Below are 25,635 nucleotides of genomic sequence, written 5' to 3'. Positions count from 1 at the left end.
CCATCCCATACCCGGCCCCGCGGCCAGCCCTCGCCCCGCGTCGCTCACACGCTCACCTCCCGGCAGGCGCGATAGAAGTCCTTCCAGCCGTCCCGCTCGCGGACCACCGTCTCCAGGTACTCCTGCCAGATGACGCGGTCGGCCGCCGGGTCGCGGACCACCGCGCCGAGGATGCCCGCGGCCACGTCGCCCGGCCGCAGCACGCCGTCGCCGAAGTGGGCGGCCAGGGCGAGCCCGTTGGTGACGACGGAGATCGCCTCGGCCGTGGACAGCGTGCCGCTCGGTGACTTCAGCTTCGTCCGGCCGTCGGCCGTGACCCCGTCGCGCAGCTCGCGGAAGACCGTGACGACCCGGCGGATCTCGTCGAGGCCGTCGGGCGCGGCCGGCAGGTCGAGGGAGCGGCCGATCTGGTCGACGCGGCGCGAGACGATGTCGACCTCGGCCTCGGGGGTCTCCGGCAACGGAAGCACCACCGTGTTGAACCGGCGGCGCAGGGCGCTGGACAGGTCGTTGACCCCGCGGTCGCGGTCGTTGGCGGTGGCGATCAGGTTGAAGCCGCGGACCGCCTGCACCTCCTGGCCCAGCTCCGGTATCGGCAGGGTCTTCTCCGACAGGATCGTGATGAGCGTGTCCTGCACGTCGGCCGGGATACGGGTCAGCTCCTCGACCCGGGCGGTCATGCCCTCGGCCATGGCCCGCATGACCGGGCTGGGCACGAGGGCGTCGCGGCTCGGGCCGTGGGCGAGCAACTGCGCGTAGTTCCAGCCGTACCGGATGGCCTCCTCCGGTGTGCCGGCGGTGCCCTGCACCAGCAGCGTGGAGTCGCCGCTGACCGCCGCGGCCAGATGCTCGGAGACCCAGGTCTTCGCCGTGCCGGGCACGCCGAGCAGGAGCAGGGCGCGGTCGGTGGCGAGCGTGGTGACGGCGACTTCGACGATGCGGCGCGGGCCGACGTACTTCGGTGTGATCACCGTGCCGTCCGGCAGCGTCCCGCCGAGCAGGTACATCGCCACGGCCCACGGCGACAGCTTCCAGCGCGCCGGACGCGGACGGTCGTCCTGCGCGGCCAACGCCGCGAGTTCGCCGGCGAAGGCGTCCTCGGCGTGCGGCCGCAGTGCTTCCGCCTCGGTTACGTCCGCGGGTGCGCCCGCCCCCGCGTTCGCGGGCGCGGACCCGTTCTGGCTCGGGTCGACGGACGTCGGTTCTACGGACACAGGCATGGCTGAGTCCCCCTCCAGCTCGGCCGGTTCGGATCTGGCATCCACGTTGCACCACACCACTGACAATGCGTTCTGACCTGCGCAAACGCCCGACCGCAGCCGCTCGCGGACCCGATTGTCAGTGGTGGGATCTACCTTCGATGGCATGACTCAGCAGGGGGTGCGCTGGACCGCGGACCAGGTGCTGGCACTGGCGCCTGACGCGGCATCACGCAAAGCGGGGAGCAAACTCGGCGCGGCGGGGCCGTGGTCCGAGGCGGGGAGTTCCGACGAGGGGACGGTGTGGGGGCTGTGCAAGGGCAGCGGAAGCAAGCCGTATCAGACGATCGTCGACGTCGCGGACGCCTCCGGGCCCGCGTACAAGTGCAGTTGTCCGAGCCGCAAGTTCCCGTGCAAGCACGCGCTCGGGCTGCTGCTGCTCTGGTCGGGCGGCGACGCGGCGGTGCCGACGGGAGAGGCGCCGGAGTGGGCCGGGCAGTGGATAGCGGGGCGGCGTAAGCGCGCGGAGGAGATGAAGGCCGGGGACAGTTCCGGTTCGCCGTCCGGGTCCGCTGATCCGGAGGCGGCGCGGCGCCGGGCGGAGCGGCGGGCAGAGCGGGTCACGGCGGGCGCGGTGGAGCTGGAGCAGCGCCTGGCGGATCTGTTGCGCGGCGGTCTGGCGACGGCGGAGCAGTCGGGTTACGGCCTGTGGGAGGAGACGGCGGCCCGCATGGTCGACGCCCAGGCGCAGGGCCTGGCCGGCCGGGTCCGGGAGTTGGGGGCGATCCCGTCCACCGGGCCGGGCTGGCCGGTGCGACTACTGGAGGAGTGTGCGCTGCTGCATCTCCTCGGGCAGGGCTGGCTGCGCCGCGAGCGGCTGCCCGATGCCCTCGCCGCCACGATCCGCTCCCGCATCGGCCTGCCGGCCTCCTCGGACGGCCCGCCGGTGCGGGACCGCTGGCTGGTGCTCGCGCAGTACGACACGGCGGACACGCGCCTGACGACCCGCCGGATCTGGCTGTACGGCGCCGACTCGGACCGCACCGTGCTGCTCCTCTCCTACGGCGCCGCCGGCCGCGCCCCCGAGCTGGCGCTGCCGGTGGGCCTGACCTTGGAGGCCGAGGTGTCCGCCTACCCGGGCGCCGGGCAGCTGCGGGTGGCCCTGGGCGAACAGTTCGCACCGCCCGCGCCGACGGCGATACGCCCGCAGGGGGTGACGACGTCCCGGGCGGCCGCCCGCTACGGCGACGCCCTGCGCGACGATCCATGGCTGGAGTCCGTCCCGGTGACGCTGGACCGGGTCGTCCCCACCCCGGACGGCAACTCCTGGCAGTTGGCGGACGCGGACGAGGACGCGGCGTTGCCGCTCACTCCCGCCGCGCGTTCCCGGCCGGGCCTGTGGCGGCTCGTCGCGTTGTCGGGCGGCGCCCCGGTCAAGGTCTTCGGCGAATGCGGCCACCAGGGCTTCACTCCGCTGACGGCCTGGTCCGAGGGCCCGGGCGACGCGATAGCCCTGTGCTGAGCCGACGCCGACTGCTGAGCCGACGCCGACTCCGAAGCCAACGCAGACGCCAAAGCCAAGTCCGGCGGCCTGGCCTTTCCGACCCGACCCACCCTTCTCTCAAATCCACGAATCTTTCAGGCATCCCGGGACAACCGGTAAGGGTGAGCCTTCAACCACCTCCGGGCGCCCCACGGAAAGGAAGCTCATGAACAGGACCTCCGCTCCTGTGGCCGCGCCCGCGACGGGCGCCTGGGAGGGGCTCGTCACCACGGCACTGCTGGGCACGGACCGGCGCACCCCACCGGGCACCGGCCCGGGCCCTCAGGCACCGGTGGCCCTGCTGGACGCGGCGGCCGTGGAGACCGTACGACGACGGGCCGGTCTGCGTCCGGCGCGGGCGGCGGAGCGTCCGCAACCGGCCCCGGAGGACCCGCGTCCGGCTCTGCCGCCGGCTGCCGCCCGCAGACTCGCGCTGTTGCTGGCCGACCGCCCCGGCGGGTCCGGCGGCGGCCGCCGGGGCACCGCGCCCGACCTGACGGAGCTGCTGCCCCAGTGGCTCGCGGCGGCCAACGCCCGTGGTTTCGCACCGCCTCCGCAGGTGCTTCCCGCGCTGCTGGACGCGGCCCGGGGGCGTACCGACCTGCGTCCGGCGGCACTGGAGTTCGCGGGGCCGCGGGCCCTGTGGCTGGCGCGGCTGAACCCGGACTGGCGGTTCGCCCTGCGCTCGACACCGGGCGGCGGAGCGGCCCTGCCGCATCTCGAGGACGACGACAGCGTCCGGCAGCTGTGGCAGGAAGGCCTGTTCGCCGAACGGGTCGCCCTCCTGTCCGCCCTGCGCTCCCGCGAACCCGCCGCCGCGCGCGAACTGCTCGCGACGACCTGGACGACGGAACGGGCCGAGGACCGGCTGATGTTCCTGGACTCCCTGCGCACGGGCCTGGGCCCGGACGACGAGCCGTTCCTGGAACAGGCCCTGGCCGACCGCAGCCGCAACGTCCGGGCGACGGCGGCGGAACTGCTGTCGGCGCTGCCCGGTTCGGCGCTCGCCGCGCGGATGGCGGTCAGGGCGGAGGCGTGCGTGGCCATCGACCACACGCAGCCCACCCGGGCAGCGGGGGTTGCTGCGGCTTCGGGAGCCACTGTGGCCACGCCGACGATCACCGTCGAAGCGCCGCACGAGTGCGATCCGGGCATGGAGCGCGACGGCGTCGTGGCGAAGGCGCCCGCCGGACGGGGTGAACGGTCGTGGTGGTTCGGCCAGTTGGTGGAGGCGGCCCCGCTCGGGACCTGGTCGCGGCGGCTGGGCGGGCGGACGCCCAGGGAGATCGTGGCGCTGCCGGTCACGGACGACTGGCAGGGCGAACTGCACGCGGCGTGGTGCCGGGCCGCGGTACGCCAGCGGGACGCCGAGTGGTCGCGCGCGCTGCTCGGGGAGCCCTCGGCGCCGGAGGCGGGCGGCCCGGGCGCGGTGTCCCTGGCCGAACGCGCCAAGCTGCTCGGCACGCTGGACGCCGCCGAGCGGGCCGAGTGGGTGGCCGGCTTCATCGCCACGCACGGCCTGTCCGAAGCCTTTCAACTGCTCGGGGTGTGCGCGGTGCCGTGGGCGCCGCCGCTCGGCCGGGCGGTGGTGGACGCGCTCAACATCGCGCGGGACGCGGGGAGTTATCCATGGAGTTTCAGCGGAGTCATGGGCCTGGCCGAGCGCTGCCTGGACCCGTCCGAGTCCGGCCGCCTCGACGCCCTGCTGGCCGTACCGGACGAGCCGGAGAACGCCTCACCCGGCGCCGGGGGCTACTGGGCGGAGGCCTTCCAGCGCCTGGTCACGACGTTGCGCCTGCGCGCGGCGATGACCGAGGAGCTGAACACTCCCTGACCCCGGCCTGCGCCACGGAGCCGACACGAGCCGCGGCGGCCGAGCGTGTTGCCGTCACCGCGGAGGGCAATCACCCGTCGACGACACCCCGGGTCACCGGCGCAGAAGCCGGCGCCACCGCCGGAGGCCTACGCCCCGGCCGGCTGGCGTACGTTCGCCCGGACCCAGTCCACGATCGACGCCGTCGTCGCGCCGGGCGTGAAGATCTCCGCGACGCCCTTCTCCTTCAGCAGAGGAATGTCCGCCTCGGGGATGATTCCTCCGCCGAAGACCAGGATGTCCTCCGCGTCCCGCTCCTTGAGCAGGTCGATCACCGCCGCGAAGAGCGTGTTGTGCGCGCCGGAGAGAATGGACAGCCCGATCGCGTCGGCGTCCTCCTGGAGCGCCGTGTCGACGATCTGCTCGGGAGTCTGGTGGAGCCCGGTGTAGATGACCTCCATACCGGCGTCACGCAGGGCCCGCGCGATCACCTTGGCCCCGCGATCGTGGCCGTCGAGGCCCGGCTTGGCCACCACCACGCGGATCGGACCGGCTGCCACACCCATCACTGCCTCCATGAAGCGACTACATCCATCCGTACCGACAAGTACCGCACACATCGTGCACGTCGTACAGCACGGACACCCCGCCCCGAACCGTCCGGGCAAGTGAACGAACGTTATCTCCAGGATCCCGCGACCGGCAGTTTCGCGGTGGGGACCGAGGGGGAAATCACACGATGGGACAAGCGCAAGGGGAGCCGCGACGAAGTTGCCGTACCGCCGCCCCACCCACCACGCACAGCGGCGGTACGGCGCTTCGGCGAAGGAACGCGGGACACGCAGGGCACGCACAGCACGCAGGGCAGACACGGCGCACCAGCGGGGAGCCTCGTCGCACCGACAGGAGATCCCGTCGAACCACCGGCGTCACACGCGCCACTAGCCGCGCTCAGTCCCCGCGGCTCACGCCGCTCACGCAGTCATCGGCCGTCTTCGCCGCTGCTTTCCACGAGGGCACACGGGGGGCGGCTGTCCTCCCGCGTGCCGACAGGAGGTCGGCCATGAAGGTCACCAGGGCAGGTCTGCCCTTTCTTCCGTTCTGCCAGCGCCTGCTGCCGAGCCGCCTGGCGGGACTTTCCCTGGCGCTCCTGAAGGCCACGGCCCTGGAGTTCGCGATCCTGGCCGGGCATCTCCTCCTCTATCCCTCCGGCATCGCCCAGGAGCGACGGACCCCCGCCCCGGCACTGCCCACGGGCGGCGCCGCCCAACTGCCCACGGAGGCCAAGCCCCCGGTCGTCCTGCTGCACGGCTTCATCGACAACCGCTCGGTCTTCGTCCTGCTGCGCCGCAGCCTCGCCCAGCACGGCAGGCAGCAGATCGAGTCCCTCAACTACTCGCCGCTGACCTGCGACATACGCGCCGCGGCCGAGCTGCTCGGCCGGCATATAGAGGAGGTCTGCGAGCGAACCGGCGCCCCGCAGGTCGACGTCGTCGGGCACAGCCTCGGCGGTCTGATTGCGCGTTACTACGTGCAGCGGCTCGGCGGCGACACGCGCGTGCGGACCCTCGTGACACTCGGCACGCCGCACTCGGGCACCCGGGTGGTGCCCTTGGCCAACGCGCACCCCATCGTGCGCCAGATGCGCCCCGGCTCACCGGTGCTCGAGGAGCTCACTCGGCCGGCCCCGGGCTGCCGTACGCACTTCGTCAGCTTCTGGAGCGACCTGGACCACGTGATGGATCCGCTGGAGACGGCCTGTATCGACCATCCCGATCTGACGGTTGAGAACGTGCGCGTGACCGGCATCGGCCATCTCGCCCTGCCCGTGCACCCCGCCGTCGCCAACGGAATACGGCAGGTTCTCGACACGGCCCGCCCGGGTGAACCGTCCGCCGGCCGGACCGGCGGTCTGACGGTGGCCTGAGACTCGTCATACAGCCGGCACACAGCGTCGAAGCCCCGATCAGCCTCGAACAAACTTCGAACACAGGGCCAAACCCGTGCCCGCAGTCCGCCAAAACACGGCCGAATGCCCGTTTCCTGCGCGCGCGAAACCTGCCGAAGATTGTCGTGCCCGCGTACCGCCGGGTACAGTCGCCGCACTGCTCTGGCAGCCCCTGTTGTCGAGGCGAAAGAGAAGTTGGTGAACGACCGTCACCCGTCGGGGACCATGACCCCGGCTCCGGCTTCCGACGCCGACTCGGCGCATTACGCGTCGTACGGCACCCAGGAAGCCCAGTACGGCGACTTCACCACGTACAGCGACTACGCCGCCACTGGATTTGACACCACCGGTACCGACGGCACCGGTTTCGCCGCCACCGGCCACACCACCGCGACCTTCGCCACCGATCCCCTCTTCGGCGACATGCCGGGCAGCGGCCACGGCACGGGCACGTACGACACCGGCCACTGGCCCACGGGTGCGCACGAGAACCCGCACTACGACGCGTACGCGGCCCAGCATCACGCCGCCTACGACACCGGCGTCTACGACACGACGTCCTGGACGGCCGAGCAGCAGCCGCTCTCGGTCATCCCGCCGCAGGCCACCTCCCCGGACAGCACCGGGCAGTGGGACGCCGGTGCCTGGCTCCAGCCCGACCAGTCCGGCAATCCGGCCGACCAGACCCAGCAGTGGGAATGGGGCACGCAGGCCTTCGACACCGGCGCCTACGACGCCACGCAGTGGAACACCGACGGCGCCGCCGCGCCGGCCCCCGATGCCTACGAGCAGCACGGCGAAACCTTCGAGCAGCACGAGACCGCGACGTTCGAGCAGGTCGCCTACGACGAAGCCGCCGGGGCCGCCTATCACGACCCCGCCGAGGACGGCGGCGAGCCGGCCGCCACCGGCGAACTGCCCACCGTCGCCCCGCTCCTGGACGACCAGGAAGAGGCCGGCCCGCGCGCCGCCTCACGGGCGGCCTCGCGCGCCGGGTCCCGTTCCCGCCGCCGTACGCCCCCCAAGCGCTCGGCGCTGCTGACCATCGCGGTGCCCTCGGCGTGTGTGATGGGCGTCGCGGGGATCGCCGCCGCCTCCGTCGGCAGCCTCACCGAGGACGGCGCCGTGGAGGCGCAGACGACCGCGGCGGACGCGCAGCCGGTGAAACCGGCCGCGGCCAACAACAAACTGGACACGCAGCTTCAGAGCCTCACCGCCGGCGCCGACGACTTCGCCGACCGGGCCAGCCGTACGCAGGAGCGCATCGACCTCAAGGCCCAGCAGGCTGCCGAGCGCAAGCGCGCGGCGGAGGAGGCGGCCCGCAAGGAACGGCTGCGCCCGAAGTTCGCCCTGCCGGTCGCCCGGCACGGGCTCAGCGCCTACTACGGCCAGTCCGGCATCAACTGGATGTCCCTGCACAGCGGCATCGATTTCCCCGTCTCGTACGGCACGACCGTGATGGCCGCGACCGACGGCACCGTGCGCACGCAGTGGAACAGCGCGTACGGCAACATGATGATCGTGACCGCGAAGGACGGCACGGAGACGTGGTACTGCCACCTCTCCACCTACACGGTCCCCTCCGGTACGACCGTGAAGGCCGGCGATCCGATCGCGCGCTCCGGCAACTCCGGCAACTCGACCGGCCCTCATCTGCACTTCGAGGTGCGCCCGGCCGGCGGCTCGGCGATCGACCCGCTCCCGTGGCTGCGCAGCCACGGCATCGACCCGACGTAACGTCCCGGCAGCCCCCGCCCGTCGGGCGAACGGGGGCTGATCTCATTCGGCTACAGCTTCTCCACCGGCGCGTACCGCAGCAGCAGCCGCTTCGGCTTGGTGTCCCCGAAGTCGATGGTCGCCTCGGCGTTCCCGCCCGTGCCCTTCACCGCCACGACGGTCCCGAGCCCGAACTGGTCGTGCGTGACTCGGTCTCCGACCGCCAGCGACACGACCGGCTTCTCGGAGGTCCGGCGCGTGGCGAAACCGGACGCGCCCGACGCCGACGAACGCGAACGGGACGACGACAGCGAGGCCGCCACCCCAGAGACCGGACCGGAGGACGCGGGCGCGGTCGCTCCCGTCCGCTTCCACTCCACGTAGGCCGGCGGGATCTCCTCCAGGAAGCGGGAGGGCGGGTTGTACGACGGCTGGCCCCAGGCGCTGCGCAGGGTGGACCGCGTCAGATAGAGCCGTTCCCGCGCGCGCGTGATGCCGACGTACGCCAGGCGCCGCTCCTCCTCCAGCTCCTTGGTCTGGCCGAGGGCGCGCATGTGCGGGAAGACGCCGTCCTCCATGCCGGTCAGGAAGACGACCGGGAACTCCAGGCCCTTGGCGGTGTGCAGGGTCATCAGCGTGATGACGCCGTCGCCGTCCTCCTCGTCGGGGATCTGGTCGGAGTCGGCGACCAGTGCGACCTGTTCCAGGAAGTCGGACAGCGTGCTCTGCTCGTCCTCGCCGCGCTCCTGCTCGAACTCCATGGCGACGGCGGCGAGTTCCTGGAGGTTCTCGATCCGGGTCTCGTCCTGCGGGTCGGTGGAGGCCTGCAACTCGGCGAGGTACCCGGTGCGTTCCAGGACGGCCTCCAGCACCGTGGCCGGTCCGGCGCCGGACTCGACGATCGTACGGAGGTCCTCCATCAGCGTGTTGAACCGCTTGACGGCGTTGGTGGAGCGCGCGGCCATGCCGTACGCCTCGTCGACGCGCTTCAGTGCCTGCGGGAAGCTGATCTTCTCCCGCTGGGCGAGGGCGTCGATCATCGCCTCGGCTCGGTCGCCGATGCCCCGCTTGGGGACGTTGAGGATCCGGCGCAGCGGCACCGAGTCCTCCGGGTTGGCCAGCACGCGCAGGTAGGCCAGGACGTCCCGGACCTCCTTGCGCTCGTAGAAGCGGACGCCGCCGACGACCTTGTAGGGCAGGCCGACGCGGATGAAGACCTCTTCGAAGACACGGGACTGGGCGTTGGTGCGGTAGAAGACGGCGACGTCGCCGGCCTTCGCCTCGCCGGCGTCCGTGAGGCGGTCTATCTCGTCGGCGACGAACTGCGCCTCGTCGTGCTCGGTGTCGGCGACGTAGCCGGTGATCGTGGCGCCCGCACCCGCGTTGGTCCACAGGTTCTTGGGGCGGCGGGACTCGTTGCGCTCGATGACCGCGTTGGCCGCGCTGAGGATCGTCTGGGTGGAGCGGTAGTTCTGCTCCAGCAGGATCGTCGTCGCGTCCGGGTAGTCCTCCTCGAACTGGAGGATGTTGCGGATCGTCGCGCCGCGGAAGGCGTAGATCGACTGGTCGGCGTCACCCACCACGCACAGCTCGGCGGGCGGGACGTCCTCCGGGCCCGGCGGTACGTCGACGGAGTGCTCAAAGGTGCCGACGAGCTCCCGGACGAGGGCGTACTGGGCGTGGTTGGTGTCCTGGTACTCGTCCACCAGCACGTGGCGGAAGCGGCGGCGGTAGTGCTCGGCGACGTCCGGGAAGGCGCGGAGCAGGTTGACCGTCGTCATGATCAGGTCGTCGAAGTCGAGGGCGTTCGCCTCGCGCAGCCGCGACTGGTACATCGCGTAGGCCTGGGCGAGGGTCTTCTCGAAGCCGTCGGAGGCCTGGGCTGCGAAGTCCTCCTCGTCGATCAGCTCGTTCTTCAGGTTGCTGATCTTGGCGCTGAAGGACTTCGGCGGGAAGCGCTTGGGGTCGAGGTCCAGGTCACGGCAGACCAGGGCCATCAGGCGCTTGGAGTCGGCGGCGTCGTAGATCGAGAAGGAGGATGTGAAGCCGAGCTTCTTGCTCTCCCGCCGCAGGATGCGCACGCACGCACTGTGGAAGGTCATCACCCACATCGCGTTCGCCCGCGGGCCGACGAGCTGCTCGACGCGCTCCTTCATCTCGCCGGCGGCCTTGTTGGTGAAGGTGATCGCGAGGATCTGGCCCGGGTGCACGCCCCGCTCGGCGAGCAGGTGGGCGATGCGGTGCGTGAGCACGCGGGTCTTGCCGGAGCCGGCGCCGGCCACGATGAGCAGCGGGGAGCCGGAGTGGACGACGGCGGCGCGCTGGTTGTCGTTCAGCCCCTCCAGGAGGGCGGCGGTGTCCACCACCGGGCGCGGGGCGCCGTCGCGGTAGTAGGCGTCCCGGTCCGGCGGCACGTCGAACTTCCCGCCGAACAGATCGTCCGGAACCGGCTCCGGAGAGTGATCGTCCTCGGGTGGCGGCGGGGGCTCGTCCGCAGGGCCCCGCTGGGCCTGGAGGTCCGCCAGGAAGCTGTCGTCAAAGAGGCTGCTCATCGCTCTCCGAGTCTAGGGCGCCCCACTGACAGCCCGCCGCCGCCCTGAGAACATCGCCGAAATGACCCCCTCGTCACCCTGCATCCCCGCATGATCACAGCCTGCTATGGCCGTCACGATTATGACGAAGTCATGACCAACCCCCCTCCACCGATGACCCTCAGCGACGCTCTCGGGTAAGGTCACGAAAATGTATCGGGCATATCGCCCATCAACCTTCACAAGGGCCACACGAGTTGGCTACCGTGCGGGCAGGCCGCACGACCCCCACCGGCGAACGTCGCCGGGCCGCGCGGCCTCCGCCGAGTCCGGTGTGCCCTAGCGGCAGCCGGAGCCGGGGACCCAACCGAGAACTCTGGGGTGAATCGGCCCGACTCCCTTTGCGGAGACGGCCGTAGGGCAACCCTTCCGATGTACCCGCCCGAACCCGACAGCTAACCCGGTAGGCGGAGCATGGAAGGAGTCGCCTCCCTTGGCGTCGCACCGCAAGTCGCGTCCCGCGGGTACGCGCGTCGCAGGCATACGGACCCCCGCCCTCGCAACGGCGGCCCTCACGTCCGTGGCCCTGCTGTCCCAGTCGGCCAACGCCGCCCCCGAGGCCGACGACAAGCCGAGCCTGGAGGAAGTAGAGAAGAAGGTCGACGACCTCTACCGCCAGGCCGAGTCGGCCACCGACAAGTACAACGCGGCCAAGGAGAAGACCGCGAAGCAGCGCAAGCGCGTCGACACCCTCCTCGACGGCGTCGCGCAGCGCACCCAGAAGCTCAACGAGGCGCGGGAGAAGCTGGGTTCCTTCGCCGCCGCCCAGTACCGCACCGGCGCCTCCGCCCCGGACACGGCGACGTTCCTGCTCGCGGACACCCCGCAGGACTACTTCGACCGGACCCAGCTGATGGACCGGATGACCGGCCGTCAGAAGGTCGCGGTCGACGACTACGTCACGCAGCAGTCCGAGACGATGAAGAAGCGCCAGGAGGCCACCGAGAGCCTCGAGACGCTCAACGAGACGCAGGGCGACCTGAAGACGGCCAAGGCGACCGTCCAGAGGAAGCTCGCCGACGCGCGCGAACTGCTGTCGAAGCTGACCGCCGAGGAGAAGGCGCGGCTCGCGGCGATCGAGAGGGAGAAGCAGCAGGAGGCCGCCCGCAAGGCCGAAGAGCTGGCCCGGCAGCAGGCCGCGCAGCAGAAGGCGCAGGAGGAGGCCGCCCAGCAGCAGGACAGCGGCTCCTCGTCGGCGGGCTCCGGCTCGTCCACCTCCACGGCCCCGGCCGACTCCTCGTACGCCACCAAGGCCGAGAAGGCGCTCGCCTTCGCCCGCGCCCAGATCGGCAAGCCGTACGTCTGGGGCGCCGTCGGCCCCGGGTCCTACGACTGCTCCGGCCTCACCCAGGCCGCGTGGAAGGCCGCGGGCGTTACCCTGCCGCGCACGACGTACGACCAGGTCAACGCCGGCACCACGGTCTCCCTGGCCGATGCCCAGCCCGGTGACCTGGTCTTCTTCTACGACGACATCACGCACGTCGGCATCTACATCGGCAACGGCATGATGATCCACGCCCCGAAGCCCGGCACCTACGTGCGCGAGGAGTCGATCTACTACGACGGCGAGTCGTCGATCCACAGCGTGGTGCGGCCGGCCTGAGGGCCCGTACGTCAACGAGGGCACGCGCGCGTGGGGGTACTCGCGCGTTTTCGAGGCGCACGCGCGCGTGCCCCGCTCGCAACGCGCGCGGCGCCTCCTAGCCTTGGCCCCATGCCCGGCCCCTCCCCCTCCACCGCCTGGTGGGCGCAGCGAGCGCCGTCCGCCAGTGCCGCCGTGCTGGCGACCGGCACCCTGTCGGTCGGTCTGGATCTGGCGGGGTACGACGTCCTCTCCCGAATCGCCCTCGGCCTGGCCTGCGCGGCCTGGCTGATGCTCGCCTCGGACTTCACCCTGCGGCTGCTGCTCGCCGGCACCAGGTGGCGGGCGTACGCGGGGGTGCCGGGCCTCCTGGACACCGTGGCGACGGCCGCCCTCACCACCGTGGCGGCGACGGCCGTCCTGGGCACCGGCTTCTCGGCGTCCGGCTCGCAGTCTCTGGCAGCCGCACTGCTGGTCCTGGCCGCACTGCTCTGGCCGCTGCCGCTCGCCCTCCCCGCGCAGGACGGGGAGCGGCGCGGGCCCGGGACGGTGTTCGCGCGCTGCATGGCCACCCAGGGCCTCGCCGTGCTCGCCGCCACGCTCGCCGCGGCCGAGTCGGCGGCCTGGCTCGCGCACGCGGCGCTGGTGCTGTTCTGGCTCGGGCTCGTGCTGTACGCCCTCGCCCTGGCCCGTTTCGATGTGCGGCAGGTGGCCGAGGGGCGCGGCGACCACTGGCTCGCGGGCGGGGCGCTCGCCATCTCGGCGCTGGCCGGGGCGCGGCTGATCAGCTCCGACAGCGCACGCCTGTACCTGTGGAACGACGACGACCGCGGCGTCCTGCGCCATGTGACCGCCGTGCTGCTCGTGCTCGCCCTGGCCTGCTACGCCGTCCTGCTCGCCGCCGAGTTCCTACGGCCCCGGCCCCGCACCGACATCCGCCGCTGGGCGACCGTGTTCACCTGGGCCGAGACGGCGGCGGCCGCACTGGCCGTCGCCGCCACCCTCGACGTCTCCTGGCTCGACGGCCTCGGGGAGGTCCTGCTGTGGGTCGCGGTGGCCGCGTGGGTCGGGGCCACCGCCTGGGCGGTCGCCTCGGCCCGGGCCTACGTCCCGCCCGGCCGGGTCAGGTCCAGAGAACGGCGATGAAGACGTTCGCCGTGGTCAGCGCCCCGACCAGGCCGAACAGACCCTTGTCCACCTTCTCGTCGTCCCGTTTCACGTAGACCAGGCCGAGGATCACTATCAGCAGCGCCAGCTTCACGCCGATCTTGATGTTGTTCACGGACTGGTCGTCGGCCTGGTTGAGACCGACCAGGATCACACCGGTGACCAGCATCGTCAGCGCGCCGTGCAGCATCGCGGGGGTGTAGCGGGCGGTGCCCTCGCCCATCGCCTTCATCTGGGTGAGGAAACCGCCCAGGAGGGATGCGATGCCGATGATGTGGAGGCCGACGAAGAGGTGGATGAGTACGTCCATGAGGCCGGAGCCTAATCAGGCGCTCCCCAGCCCCCCGACACCGGCCCGTCGGATGCAGATATGCGCCCCATAGCACCCGCCCGCCGTCCCGCGCCCATGATTCGGCGCATCGGTCATCACGCTGAGTTAAGCCGAAGGCGGCGAGACGAGATCGCGGTCGCATACGGTCACCGTCGGTCCTCTCGGGACACTTCCGCGCACCCGCCCCCGGGCCGCCGCGGCGAGGTTTAGCGTCCTCCACCAGGTGCCCGGCTCTCCACCGCCGCCCGGGCCAGGGGCGGCAGTCGGACACCACCGTCGAAAGGTCCGGCGGCGGTCCGCTTCCCCTGTGCGGGCCGTCGCCGGACGCGCGCAGGCCGCTGTCCGCTCCCCCAGGCGGCCGTACGCACCCACCGGCGGCCGAGGAAAGGACGTGTCCTCCAGTTGGCAGCACACCGCAAGTCCCGACAGCGCTCGATGGGTGGCAGCAAGGCCCGTACGGCCGCCACGATCGCCTTCGCCGGCGCGGCGACGGCGACGGGCTTCGACGGAACCGGGCACGCCGAACCGCAGCTCACCCCGGGCCAGGTCAAGGCCGAGGTGGACAAGCTGTACCGGGAGGCGGAGGTCGCCACCGAGAAGTACAACGGCGCGAAGGAGAAGGCCGAGGCGGCCGGACGGCGGCTGAAGGACCTCCAGGACCAGGCGGCACGCAAGGAGGAACGGCTCAACTCCGCCCGCGAGGCACTGGGTTCGGTCGCCGCCGCCCAGTACCGTGTGGGCGGCCTCGACCCCGCGTTCCAGCTCGCCCTGTCCGACGATCCCGACCGGTACCTCCAGAACGCCGAGTTCGTCGAGCGGGCCGGAAACCGGCAGAACGCCGCCGTCACACGCGTACGCAAGCAGCTGAGGGAGATCGAACAGCTGCGGGGCGCCGCCCACATCGAGCTGACGTCCCTGAAGTCGCGGCAGACGGAACTGAAGCGGCACAAGAAGACCGTCACCGGCAAGCTGGGTTCCGCGCGGCAGCTGCTGTCCCGGCTCAGCGTGCAGGAACGTTCCGGGCTCGGCGAAGCGCCAGGCACGGACCGCGCCTCACGCTCTTCCACGGGCCCGCGCGACACCCTGGCCGCCCCGGGATCCGCCGCCGCCCAGGCGCCCAACGCCCGCGCGGCCGCCGCCGTGTCCTACGCCTACCAGAAGCTCGGCAGCCCCTACGTCTGGGGCGCGACCGGCCCGAACGCCTTCGACTGCTCGGGCCTCGTCCAGGCCGCGTACCGCTCCGCGGGCGTCTCCCTGCCCCGCACGACGTACTCCCAGATCGACGCGGGCCGCCGCGTCTCCCGCTCCGAACTGCTCCCCGGTGACCTGGTGTTCTTCTACGCCGGCATCAGTCACGTCGGCATCTATGTGGGCAACGGCCGCATGATCCACGCCCCGAACCCCTCCGCCCCGGTCCGGGTCGCCCCGCTCGACGAGATGCCGTTCACGGGCGCCACCCGGGTGGTCTGACCGGGTGCGGCGTCACACCAGCCGACGAGCCGTCGCCCACCGCGTCAGCTCGTGCCGGTTGGAGAGCTGGAGCTTGCGGAGGACCGCCGAGACATGCGACTCGACCGTCTTCACGGAGATGAACAGTTGCTTGGCGATCTCCTTGTACGCGTACCCCCGGGCGATGAGCCGCAGCACCTCGCGCTCGCGCTGGGTGAGGCGGTCCAGGTCCTCGTCGACCGGCGGCGCGTCCGTGGAGGCGAAGGCGTCGAGGACGAACCCGGCCAGCCGCGGGGAGAAGACCGCGTCGCCCTCCTGGACGCGGAAGACGGAGTCGACGAGGTCCGTGCCGGTGATCGTCTTGGTGACGTATCCGCGGGCCCCGCCGCGGATCACGCCGATCACGTCCTCCGCCGCGTCCGACACGGACAGCGCGAGGAAGCGGACGGGCTGCTCGGCGTCGGCCATCAACGGGGCGCAGCGGCGCAGCACTTCGACACCGCCGCCACCCGGCAGGTGCACGTCGAGGAGGACCACCTCGGGCCGGGTCGCGGTGATGACCGTGACCGCCTGGTCGACGTCCGCTGCCTCGCCGACGACCTCGACACCGGTCTGCTCGGTCTGGCCGATCTCGGCCTGGACCCCGGTACGGAACATGCGGTGGTCGTCCACGAGGACCACGCGCACGCGACGCCCCGGGCCGCCGCCCGACTCCGCGGGCCCGGCCGCCTCCGCCGATCCCGCCGTACTGTTCGCCTCGGTCGGGTCGCTCATGACGTCTTCTCCGCCCTCTCCATCTCCAGCTCGACCTCCGTGCCGCCGTCCGGCACCGCGCGCAGCCGCGCCGTACCGCCGTTGCGCTCCATGCGGCCGATGATCGATTCTCTGACACCCATCCGGTCGGCGGGTATCGAGTCGAGGTCGAAGCCGGGGCCGCGGTCCCGCACGGACACGAAGACCGTCTTGCCCTCGACCTCGGCGTAGACCTGTACGGCGCCGCCCTCGCCACCGTACTTGGCGGCGTTCACCATTGCTTCGCGCGCGGCCTGCATCTGTGCGGCGATTCTCTCGTCGAGCGGGCAGTCGCCCACGACCACGACCTCGATGGGCACGCCGTGTTTGTCCTCCACCTCGGCCGCGTTGCGCCGCACGGCGTCGGCGAGCGTGGTGGGTTCGTCGGCCTCGTCCTTGCCGGTGCCCTCCGGCTTGTACAGCCAGGTGCGCAGGTCGCGCTCCTGGGCGCGGGCGAGGCGGCGCACCTCGTTCGCGTTCTCCGCGTTGCGCTGGATCAGGGTGAGGGTGTGCAGCACCGAGTCGTGCACATGCGCGGCGACCTCCGCCCGCTCCTGGGCGCGGATGCGCATCAGGCGCTCCTCGGAGAGGTCCTGCGTCATGCGCACCAGATACGGCCCGGCGAGAAGCGTTATCCCGACGAGGACCGCGAGCGCCGCCTGCAGGACGGAGCCGAGGTGGGCGGCGGAGCCCTGCAGGACGAAGATGCCGGAGACGCCGGCCGTCACCAGCAGCACACCGCCCACCGAGCGCAGCAGCGTGACCGTGCGCCGGCGGCGGCCGACCTCGACCCAGCGGGCCCGGCGGGCGTTGTCCGCCTGCCGCCAGACCAGGGCGACGCCCGCGCCGACGAGCACCGTCGGCCACAGATAGGCCCTGGCCGCACCGCTGAGGTTCACATTGCCCACGAACACCATGGCCACGACGACCATCAGGAGCAGGGCCACCATCTGGCCCTTGTCGGGCCTGCGGGCGACGAGTCTGCGTCGGCCGTCGGGAGACGTCTCCGAAGAGACCAGCGACGGCGGCTTCTGCGCCTCGACCCCGCCGACGCCGAGCGGGACGAAGAACCAGAACGCGGCGTACAGCAGCGCACCGAGGCCGTCGGCCATGAACAGGCCGACGAAGACCAGCCGTACCCAGATCACCGGGAGCCCGAGGTGTCCGGCGAGCCCCCGCGCCACACCACCGAGCCAGCGTCCGTCACTGCTGCGGTAGAGCTTGCGCGGCGGCCGCGGTTCGGCGAGTGGCGCTGCTGCGGCTTCCGACATGCCATTGATGGTCACACGGCCGGAAGACCGGAGCATCAGGGTCGACCCCGGATACTCCCCTGATCTCCGGACCCCGGCCCTCGAACGCTTCCCGAGCCGTCCCTCAGGGCCGATATCAGGGTCCGGCCAGGGTCGTTCCGACTGCCGCCGCACCGCCGCGCCCGTCACCATGGACCCATGACCGATCACGACCACGCCGCGACGGGTCCGGGACCCGGCTCCGGCCCGCGCCCCGCACCGGGCGCCGGGCCGCAGGATGCCGCGCCCGCCGCGGACGCCGCCCCCGCCGGCTCCTCCGCGCCCCCGGGCGCGCACGGGCACGCGGACGCGGGAGAGCAGCGTGGAGGTTCGCCCGACGCGACCGACCCGGCAGGGGGAGCCATCCCGCCCGGACCACCGCACAGATTCCGGCGCGACCGCCGCCACAAGGTCCTGGCCGGCGTCTGCGCCGGGCTCGGGCGGCAGTGCGACATGGACCCGGTGATCTTCCGGATCACCCTCGCGGTGCTCTCCGCCACCGGCGGCATCGGCCTCCTCTTCTACGGCTTCGCCTGGCTCTTCGTCTCGTACGACGACGAGGACGAGAACGAGGTGCGCAAGCTGCTGACCGGCCGCGTCGACGGCCAGGCCCTGACGGCCGTGCTGTTCGCGCTGGTCGGCTGCGGAGTGTTCCTGACCATGCTGCGCAACGGCGGGGTGCTGACCTTCGCCGTCGTCCTGTCCCTCCTCCTCGCGGGCGCCGGTTACTGGTCGCGCCAGCGCGGCGCACCCAGCCCCGACCTTCTGGCCGCCCAGGCCGTCGCCGACGCCCCGCCGGAACCCCAGGCGCCGCCGGTCTTCCTCACGTCCCCCTCCTGGTGGCGCGACCCCATCGTCAAGGACGGCACCCACATCGGCGGCACGGGCTATCTCTGGGGCCCCCGCGACTCCCGCGACATGGACGTCGCGGCAGCCATCAACATCAGCCTCGGTGTCCAGTCCCGCGACCGCGAGGACATACCCGCCCCGCACACCCGGCCGCCCAAGCCGCGCGGCCCCCGCTGGATCGGCGGCTGGGTCTTCCTGCTGGCCCTGCTGGCGGGTGCCCTGGGCACGAGCCTGACCTGGGACCGGCACCCGCTCGGCACGAGTCTGCAGACCGGCCTGTCCTGCGCACTCGCCGTCCTGGGGCTGGGCATAGCGGTCAGCGCCTTCCTGGGGCGGACCGGCGCCGGATCGATCCTCCTGGCGATCATCACGGCCGGCCTGCTCGCCGGCTCGGCGGCAGTGCCCAAGGACATCGGCACGCATTGGACCCGCACGACCTGGCAGCCCACCACAGTGGCGGACGTGCGCCGGCAGTACGACCTGGGCACAGGCGTCGGCACGCTGGACCTGACGAGGCTGGAGGTAGACCGGGGCCAGACCGTCACGACACGCGCCGACGTCGGCATGGGCCAGGTGAAGGTGCTCGTGCCCGAGGGCGTGACCGTGCGGCTGAACGTCGAGGTGGGTATCGGAGACCTCCAACTGCCGGGCGACGACAAGAAGGACGTGGACGTGAAGCCGGGCCAGCACCAGGAGATGACCCTCTCCCCCGCCCAGGGCGTCAAGAGGTCGGGCACCGTCGACCTGGACCTCCAGGTCGGCATGGGACAGGCGGAGGTGGCCCGTGCTGCGTCATGAACTCCAACCCGGGAAGCTGGTCGCCGGCACCGTCCTCGTCCTGGCGGGCGTCCTCTATGCCGGTGACGCGGGCGGCGCCTGGCAGACCCCGTGGTTCGCGGCGATACCCCTCGTCACGGGCGGGCTGTGCCTGGCCGGCGTGGTGGGGTTCCTGACGGGCCGTATACGCCGACGCCGCACGTCGGGCCGTACCACCACCGACGAGCCCGGCCCGGACACGGCCGCCTGACGACGGGCGACGCCCGCCGCTCAGCCCACTGTCGCTCGCTACCTGTAACCCCCTGCCCTCTCCCGTCGCCGTGACCGCAAGGCGGCATCCACGGAGAGCAGGGGAGCACCCGCGAGCACGAGGGGGATCCAGGCCATGAGGTAGGCGAGGTCGTTGCCGTAGTAGTACGGGTCGGAGGCCCAGCTCACGGTCAGCCACAGGCTGAGGGAGATCAGCGCGCCTCCGAGTGCGGCGAGACGGGCGAGCAGACCGAGCAGGGTGCCGATGCCGACGGCCAGTTCTCCGAAGGCGATGGCGTAGCCGAAGCCGACGGGGCTCTTCAGAGAAAGGTCGACCAGGGCGGGGATGGCGGAGGAGTCGCGGACGGCACGCATCATGTCGCCGACCGAGCCGGAACCGGCGTCCTTCATGAAGGCGCTGTCGGTGAGCTTGTCCAGGCCGGCGTAGATGAAGGTGACACCGAGGAAGACCCGTAGGGGAAGGAGGGCGTAGCGGACGGCGGTGTCCCGCCAGTCTCCATCCCGGCCGAAGTGGGGGGTGTGCGTGTCCGTTCTCATACCGTGAGTCATCGCTGCTAGCCGCCTCTCGCCCGCCGGTGCCCAGACCCCCTCAACAGACCATACGTACGACAAACCTGCCCGGCTCAATCCTGTGCGGCGGCTTTTGTTACCGGGGAGCCGGGCACCCGGCGTTTCCGGGTGCTCGGAGGTTGTGGTGGGGCCGGGTGGGTCCGCAGCCCGGCGGAACGGGGTACCGCTGCGCCCACCCGTGCCGCCCAAGCGGCACGACTGCCCGCAGCGGTTGGCGCGTCAACGCGCGGCCCCGACCCACCACCACCGCCCAGGCTCAGACAGAAGCAGATACAGCCGGCCCTCACTCCGTCACATCAACCGCGTACCGGTTCGTCTCCACTCCGGCCGCGGTCACCACCTGCACCTCGACCCGCCCCGGCTCCACATCCGCCGGCACCGGCACAGTCAGCAGCGTGTCCGTCGGGTTGCTGAAACCCCCGGGCACCGGCACCAACGGGACGTGCACATGCACGGCACCGACCCGGACGACCATGCGGGCCAGCCGGTCCGCCCCCTGCGCACCCGGCGGCACGAACCCGGCACCCCGGATCTCGATGTCGTCGCCCGTGCGGATCGGCCCGTCCAGGTCCCCCGCCTCCCGCGACCGTACGACGGAGAGGATGACCGGCCGGCCGCCCTCCGCGTACTTGCCGGCCAGGTACGTCGCCGCCGACACCAGGACCACCACCGCCAGCCCCCACGGCAGATCCGGCAACTGGTCCGGCCGCCTGGCCAGCCGTACCGCCGCGAAGGCCAGGGCGACAGCGCTGATCACGACGTACTGGATGTCGGCGAAGGTGCCCCGGCCCGCGTCGTCGGTCAGCAGGTCGGCGGCTCGCGGCCGGTCGGCAGGCACCTTCTGGAGCCGCTGCCCCAGCACCCGCAGCCCGACCACCCGCCGCACGAGGACGGCGATCCCGCACACCACGGCGAGCACGGTCACGACCCCTGCTCCGCGGGCGAGTTCCAGCCCGGAGAGCAGCGCGTCCCGGTCGGCGTGCCGGGAGGCACCCGCCAGCCGTCCGGCCAGCACGAGCACCGAGTAGGCCACGAAGAGCACCCACGCCCCGGCGACCGTACGGGAGGTGGACAGCCGGTTGTCCTCACCGATGACGGGCGCCAGCGCACCACCCTTCGCCCGGTGGAACCACGACGCCGCCGTCAGCGCCCCGGCGACCACCAGCGCGGCGGCCAGCCCGGCCGTACGGGCCGCCGTCCAGCCCGCGCCGACCGCGGTGAGGGACTGCCCGAGCAGCAGCAGCACGACGGCCGCCCACACCACGCCCGCCGTGCGGCGCCACAGGCCGGCCAGCCAGGCCTGGCCCTCGGCCCGGCCGCGCTCGGCGACGAGTTCCGCGGACTGCGCCAGTTCCTCCGAGACCCACTGGCGGGAAGCCGAGGCGGAGTGCGCCAACGCGGCCGGCAGCCCCTGCCCGGCCGCGAACTCTTCGCGCCTGCGCAGAAACGCGGCGACAGCCCGCCGGTGCCCCTCACGCGCCCCGTGCGGACAGTCCCCACAGGCGCACACGCCTCCATGCACGCCGCCGTGCACACCTCCGGGCGCACCCGCGTGCATGCCTCCGTGCACACCGCCGTGCCCGCCCGCATACCCACCGGCATACGCACCCGCGGCCCCATCGGTGTACCGCCCCGCATACGCACCCGCGTCCGCATACGCACTCGCGTCCGCGCCGCCCTGTCCCGTCTCGCGCACCGTCACGCCCGACGCCCGCCTTCCCGCGACCCAACCACCGTCGGTCTTCCGGACCCCGGAAACACCGCTGTACAACTCCCGTGCGACGACAGCGGATTATCCCTTCACCACCCGGTCCGCGTCCGCCCGGTCCGGTCAGCACGGGTGAACTTCGGCGCGCACTGTTGACCCGGCTGCGAGAATTCCCTAATGGCCGAGATCATCCAGCGTGACGGGACCTGGGCCTTCGACGGCAGCACGATCCGGATCACGCCCGGTCTGCACCGCTCCGTGCCGCTGTTCCGGCAGACGTACGGAGAGATCGCCGTGCCGCTGGAGGCGGTCTCGGGTGTCGTCCTCGAACCCGAACGCAAGCGCGGACGGCTGCGGTTGCGGCTGCGGCTGCGGCTGCGGGAGGGCGCAGACCCGCTGCTCCAGGCGACCGGCGGGCGGCTGCCGGACGCGGCCGATCCGTACCGGCTGGCGGTGGACGCCGACCGGACTGGGGTCGCGGAGTACGTCGCCGAGGAGATCCGCCGCGCGCTGCTTCTCGACCAGATCCCGAAGGAGCCGGCCAGGGGTGGGCACCCCCCGGGGGGATCCGGGCGGAAAAAAGCGGCCGATTAACCCCTGTGGGGCAGCGCCCGCCGCGACCTGCTGACCGCGCTCGTCGCGACGGCGGTCACCGCCCGGCTGCCGCACCCGTCCACCCGCGCCGCGGCCGGCCACCACGAGGCCGACCACCACGAGGCCGACGCGCACGGCCCCCGCCCGGCACCCGCCGTACCGCCCGCGGCGCGCCGGGCCGCCGACCACCACGACGTACTGCTGCGCCGCCTGCGCGAGTTGGGCGAGCTGCACCGGGACGGCGTGCTCACCGACGAGGAGTTCGCCATGACGAAGGCAGCAGTGCTCCGCGGCTTCTGACAGGCCCTAGCTCAGCAGATCCGGCTCACTCCGGCTGACCTCCTGCCACATCGGCTGGTAGTTGATCCACGCCACCAGGTCGCCCCCCAACTGCTCCCGCGTCGCCACCGCCATCCGGTGGTCGATGCGGGCCGGCCGCCCGGCCGCCTGTGCCGTCAGCTGCACCTGGCAGGACCGTTCCATCGACACGAACCACCAGGCGGCCGCGTCCACCGAGTCGCCGACGGTCAGCAGCCCGTGGTTGCGCAGCACGAGCGCCTTGCGGGAGCCGAGCGTGGCCGCGATGCGCCGCCCCTCCTCGGCATCGACGGCGACGCCGGTGTAGGCGTCGTAGAGGACGTGGTCCTCGTAGAAGGCGCAGCTCTCCTGGGTGATCGGCTCCAGCAGCTCGCCGAGGGCCGCCAGCGCCCGGCCGTGCACCGAATGGCAGTGGGCGACGGCGACCACGTCGGGGCGGGCGGCGTGGACCTGGGCGTGCACGGTGAAGGCGGCCTGGTTGACGTGGTAGGCGCCGTCGACGACCTGTCCGTCCTGGTTGGCGAGGACCAGGTCGCTCACGGTGACGTGCCGGAAGGGCATCCCGAACGGGTTGACCCAGAAGCAGTCGCTGTACTCGGGGTCGCGGGCGGTGATGTGCCCGGAGACGCCGTCCTCGTAGCCGAGCCGCCCGAAGATCCGCAGGGCGCCGGCGAGCCGTTCCTTGCGGTGCCGGCGCTCGTCCTCGACCGACTCGTGCATCGGCGGCATCGCGAACCGCAGCCGGTCGGTGGGCAGGGGCAGGGGCGGGGTGGGCCCGTGCATAGGTCCTCCAGCGCTGGTTCTACGTACGGGGCGGAAGCTACCGCCGGTCGGGCGGGGAAGAACAGAACCGTTTCGTAAAGATGAGACGAGTGCCCCGGCGAACGCCCCGTGCGCACCCGTGCGCACCCCTTTCGCCCCCGGTCTCCCCCATCCCACGAATAGCCGACAGAGGATGTCGGGTTTCGGCGCCAGACTCTGACGTATGACAGCGAACTGGGAGGCTTCGCCACCGCCGAACCGGATCTGGCCGGCACCGTCGAGAAGCGCTTCGGCGCCTACACCCATCATGTCCTCGCCACCCTCCGGAAGGACGGCTCGCCCCGCACCAGTGGCCTGGAGGTGCGGTTCCTGAACGGCGAACTGTGGCTCGGCATGATGCCCGACTCGCTCAAGGCGCTCGACCTGCGCCGCGACCCGCGCTTCGCGCTCCAGGCGAACCCCGGGGAGGGCACCGGCATGGGCGGCGGCGACGTCCGGATCAGCGGCCGGGCGATCGAGGTCGACGACGTGGAGACGAAGGCCGGATACGTCGAAGAGGTGGAACCGCCGGAGCCGTTCCACCTCTTCCGCACCGAGCTCACGGAGGTCGTACGGACCTACGTCGAGGACGACAAATACCTCGTCGTCCAGGTCTGGAAGCCCGGCGAGCCGCTGCGCACGATCAAGCGCACGTAGGGGTCACTCCCACTCGATGGTCCCCGGCGGCTTCGAGGTCACGTCGAGGACGACGCGGTTGACGTCACGCACCTCGTTGGTGATCCGGGTCGAGATCCTCGCGAGGACGTCGTACGGCAGGCGCGACCAGTCGGCGGTCATCGCGTCCTCGGAGGAGACGGGCCTCAGGACGATCGGGTGGCCGTACGTACGGCCGTCGCCCTGGACGCCGACGCTGCGGACGTCCGCGAGCAGGACCACCGGGCACTGCCAGATGTCCCGGTCGAGGCCGGCCGCCGTGAGCTCCTCGCGGGCGATGGCGTCGGCCTCGCGCAGCAGGTCCAGGCGCTCCTTGGTGACCTCGCCGACGATACGGATGCCGAGGCCGGGGCCGGGGAACGGCTGGCGCTGGACGATCTCGTCCGGCAGGCCGAGCTCCTGGCCGACCATGCGGACCTCGTCCTTGAAGAGCTTGCGCAGCGGCTCGATCAGCTGGAACTCGAGGTCCTCGGGCAGGCCGCCCACGTTGTGGTGGGACTTGATGTTGGCGGTGCCGGTGCCGCCGCCGGACTCCACCACGTCCGGGTAGAGGGTGCCCTGGACGAGGAACTCCACCGCCGGGCCCTCGTCAGCGATGATCTCGGCCTGGGCCTGCTCGAAGACGCGGATGAACTCGCGGCCGATGATCTTCCGCTTCTCCTCGGGGTCGGAGACCCCGGCGAGCGCCTTGAGGAACCGCTCCTCGGCGTCCACGACCTTCAGCTGCACGCCGGTCGCGGCGACGAAGTCCTTCTCGACCTGCTCGGTCTCGCCCTTGCGCATCAGGCCGTGGTCGACGTACACGCAGGTCAGCTGGGAGCCGATGGCCTTCTGGACGAGGGCGGCGGCGACGGCGGAGTCCACGCCGCCGGACAGCCCGCAGATGGCGCGCCTGTCGCCGACCTGCTCACGGATCGCGGCGACCTGCTCCTCGATCACGCTGCCCGTGGTCCAGGACGGGGTCAGCCCCGCGCCCCGGTACAGGAAGTGCTCCAGCACCTGCTGCCCGTGCGTGGAGTGCATCACCTCGGGGTGGTACTGGACGCCGTACAGCTTCTTCTCGTCGTTCTCGAACGCGGCGACCGGCACGACGTCCGTGGAGGCCGTGACGGAGAAGCCCTCGGGAGCGGCGGAGCAGGCGTCGCCGTGCGACATCCAGACGGCCTGCTCGGCGGGCGTGCCCTCGAAGAGGGTGGAGGACGACTTGGAGACGTGCAGGTCGGTGCGGCCGTACTCGCGGGCTCCGGTGTTGTCGACGGTGCCGCCGAGGGTCCGCGCCATCAGCTGGAAGCCGTAGCACATGCCGAAGACGGGGACGCCGGCCTCGAAGATCTCGCGGTCCAGGCTCGGGGCACCCTCCTCGTACACCGACGAGGGGCCGCCCGAGAGGATGATCGCCGCGGGGTTCCTGGCGAGCATCTCGGCGACCGGCATGGTGCTCGGCACGATCTCGCTGTAGACCCGCGCCTCGCGGACACGACGGGCGATGAGCTGGGCGTACTGCGCGCCGAAGTCGACGACCAGGACGGTGTCGGTGGCGCTGGCAGCGGGAGTCGCTGATGACACAGGGTGCCTTCCGGCGGTGGGGCGGGGGTCTTGTGCCACCCGATTCTACCGGGGTGCCGCCGGGCACCGTCCGTGCGCCGGGGACCG

At 72.0% G+C, this 25,635-nt stretch carries 20 protein-coding genes, 1 pseudogene and 1 riboswitch; of the genes and pseudogenes, 11 read left to right on the top strand and 10 right to left on the bottom strand.

Going from position 1 to position 25,635, the window contains the following annotated elements; all coding sequences use genetic code 11:
* Positions 1–44 precede the first annotated feature (44 nt).
* Positions 45–1,220 carry an ATP-binding protein gene (locus PV963_RS28265; protein ID WP_274818633.1) on the bottom strand — a complete coding sequence of 392 codons (1,176 nt, stop codon included), beginning with the start codon at positions 1,218–1,220 and terminating at the stop codon, positions 45–47.
* A 145-nt stretch (positions 1,221–1,365) separates the two neighbouring features.
* On the opposite strand from PV963_RS28265, the gene PV963_RS28260 reads away from it, so the two are divergent.
* Both PV963_RS28260 and PV963_RS28255 read left to right on the top strand, forming a co-directional pair.
* On the top strand, positions 1,366–2,721 hold the full coding sequence (locus PV963_RS28260) for an SWIM zinc finger family protein (RefSeq protein WP_274818631.1): 1,356 nt from the start codon (positions 1,366–1,368) through the stop codon (positions 2,719–2,721).
* Positions 2,722–2,908: 187 nt separating this feature from the next.
* Positions 2,909–4,576 (top strand): DUF5691 domain-containing protein, encoded by a 1,668-nt coding sequence (locus PV963_RS28255; protein WP_274818629.1) that lies wholly within the window; start codon positions 2,909–2,911, stop codon positions 4,574–4,576.
* Between the two features lie 128 nt (positions 4,577–4,704).
* On the opposite strand, the gene PV963_RS28250 is transcribed toward PV963_RS28255, so the two are convergent.
* A complete protein-coding gene (locus tag PV963_RS28250; RefSeq protein WP_059424972.1) occupies positions 4,705–5,121 on the bottom strand; it encodes a cobalamin B12-binding domain-containing protein in 417 nt (138 codons plus the stop codon).
* Between the two features lie 497 nt (positions 5,122–5,618).
* Between PV963_RS28250 and PV963_RS28245 the strand changes: the two genes are divergently transcribed.
* Positions 5,619–6,482, top strand: coding sequence for an esterase/lipase family protein (locus PV963_RS28245; protein ID WP_274818627.1), 864 nt, complete (start codon positions 5,619–5,621; stop codon positions 6,480–6,482).
* A gap of 219 nt (positions 6,483–6,701) precedes the next feature.
* Positions 6,702–8,240 (top strand): M23 family metallopeptidase, encoded by a 1,539-nt coding sequence (locus PV963_RS28240; RefSeq protein ID WP_425540947.1) that lies wholly within the window; start codon positions 6,702–6,704, stop codon positions 8,238–8,240.
* Positions 8,241–8,290: 50 nt separating this feature from the next.
* Here the strand turns inward: PV963_RS28240 and pcrA are convergent, their stop codons facing one another.
* Entirely contained in the window at positions 8,291–10,771 is a 2,481-nt protein-coding gene (pcrA, locus tag PV963_RS28235; protein ID WP_274818624.1) for a DNA helicase PcrA, read from the bottom strand.
* Between the two features lie 290 nt (positions 10,772–11,061).
* A riboswitch (cyclic di-AMP (ydaO/yuaA leader) is annotated at positions 11,062–11,235 on the top strand.
* Positions 11,236–11,243: 8 nt separating this feature from the next.
* Here pcrA and PV963_RS28230 point away from each other — a divergent pair.
* A complete protein-coding gene (locus PV963_RS28230; RefSeq protein WP_274818623.1) occupies positions 11,244–12,413 on the top strand; it encodes a C40 family peptidase in 1,170 nt (389 codons plus the stop codon).
* Between the two features lie 111 nt (positions 12,414–12,524).
* Positions 12,525–13,538 (top strand): hypothetical protein, encoded by a 1,014-nt coding sequence (locus PV963_RS28225; RefSeq protein ID WP_274818621.1) that lies wholly within the window; start codon positions 12,525–12,527, stop codon positions 13,536–13,538.
* Here the strand turns inward: PV963_RS28225 and PV963_RS28220 are convergent.
* Complete coding sequence (locus PV963_RS28220; RefSeq protein ID WP_010036449.1) at positions 13,516–13,869, bottom strand: hypothetical protein; 354 nt, start codon at positions 13,867–13,869, stop codon at positions 13,516–13,518. The genes PV963_RS28225 and PV963_RS28220 overlap by 23 nt on opposite strands.
* A 423-nt stretch (positions 13,870–14,292) precedes the next feature.
* Here PV963_RS28220 and PV963_RS28215 point away from each other — a divergent pair, with 423 nt between their 5' ends.
* Complete coding sequence (locus PV963_RS28215; RefSeq protein ID WP_274818620.1) at positions 14,293–15,360, top strand: C40 family peptidase; 1,068 nt, start codon at positions 14,293–14,295, stop codon at positions 15,358–15,360.
* 12 nt (positions 15,361–15,372) lie between these two features.
* Here the strand turns inward: PV963_RS28215 and PV963_RS28210 are convergent, their stop codons facing one another.
* Positions 15,373–16,113 (bottom strand): LuxR C-terminal-related transcriptional regulator, encoded by a 741-nt coding sequence (locus PV963_RS28210; protein WP_274818618.1) that lies wholly within the window; start codon positions 16,111–16,113, stop codon positions 15,373–15,375.
* On the bottom strand, positions 16,110–17,402 hold the full coding sequence (locus tag PV963_RS28205) for an ATP-binding protein (protein ID WP_274818616.1): 1,293 nt from the start codon (positions 17,400–17,402) through the stop codon (positions 16,110–16,112). Before PV963_RS28205 ends, PV963_RS28210 begins: the two co-directional genes overlap by 4 nt.
* 177 nt (positions 17,403–17,579) lie before the next feature.
* Here PV963_RS28205 and PV963_RS28200 point away from each other — a divergent pair, with 177 nt between their 5' ends.
* Positions 17,580–19,067: a PspC domain-containing protein gene (locus tag PV963_RS28200; RefSeq protein WP_274818615.1), complete on the top strand. Its 1,488-nt coding sequence runs from the start codon at positions 17,580–17,582 to the stop codon at positions 19,065–19,067.
* A complete protein-coding gene (locus PV963_RS28195) occupies positions 19,054–19,296 on the top strand; it encodes a hypothetical protein (protein ID WP_274818613.1) in 243 nt (80 codons plus the stop codon). The genes PV963_RS28200 and PV963_RS28195 overlap by 14 nt, the downstream gene beginning before the upstream one ends.
* A 38-nt stretch (positions 19,297–19,334) precedes the next feature.
* Here the strand turns inward: PV963_RS28195 and PV963_RS28190 are convergent, their stop codons facing one another.
* Positions 19,335–19,865 (bottom strand): DoxX family membrane protein, encoded by a 531-nt coding sequence (locus PV963_RS28190; protein ID WP_274818611.1) that lies wholly within the window; start codon positions 19,863–19,865, stop codon positions 19,335–19,337.
* A 304-nt stretch (positions 19,866–20,169) separates the two neighbouring features.
* Positions 20,170–21,444 carry a hypothetical protein gene (locus tag PV963_RS28185; protein ID WP_274818609.1) on the bottom strand — a complete coding sequence of 425 codons (1,275 nt, stop codon included), beginning with the start codon at positions 21,442–21,444 and terminating at the stop codon, positions 20,170–20,172.
* A gap of 327 nt (positions 21,445–21,771) precedes the next feature.
* On the opposite strand from PV963_RS28185, the pseudogene PV963_RS28180 reads away from it, so the two are divergent.
* Positions 21,772–22,488, top strand: a pseudogene (locus tag PV963_RS28180) (DUF4429 domain-containing protein).
* A gap of 6 nt (positions 22,489–22,494) precedes the next feature.
* Here PV963_RS28180 and PV963_RS28175 read toward each other — a convergent pair.
* Entirely contained in the window at positions 22,495–23,289 is a 795-nt protein-coding gene (locus tag PV963_RS28175; RefSeq protein ID WP_274818608.1) for a class II aldolase/adducin family protein, read from the bottom strand.
* A gap of 213 nt (positions 23,290–23,502) precedes the next feature.
* Between PV963_RS28175 and PV963_RS28170 the strand changes: the two genes are divergently transcribed.
* On the top strand, positions 23,503–23,964 hold the full coding sequence (locus tag PV963_RS28170) for a pyridoxamine 5'-phosphate oxidase family protein (RefSeq protein ID WP_274822133.1): 462 nt from the start codon (positions 23,503–23,505) through the stop codon (positions 23,962–23,964).
* A 3-nt stretch (positions 23,965–23,967) separates the two neighbouring features.
* On the opposite strand, the gene guaA is transcribed toward PV963_RS28170, so the two are convergent.
* Complete coding sequence (gene guaA, locus PV963_RS28165) at positions 23,968–25,548, bottom strand: glutamine-hydrolyzing GMP synthase (RefSeq protein ID WP_274818606.1); 1,581 nt, start codon at positions 25,546–25,548, stop codon at positions 23,968–23,970.
* Positions 25,549–25,635: the final 87 nt, after the last annotated feature.

The organism is Streptomyces coeruleorubidus, from assembly GCF_028885415.1.
Taxonomy (GTDB): Bacteria; Actinomycetota; Actinomycetes; order Streptomycetales; family Streptomycetaceae; genus Streptomyces; species Streptomyces coeruleorubidus_A.
The sequence above is the reverse complement of the archived record's forward strand: the minus strand, read 5'-3'. Positions and strand labels throughout refer to the sequence as shown.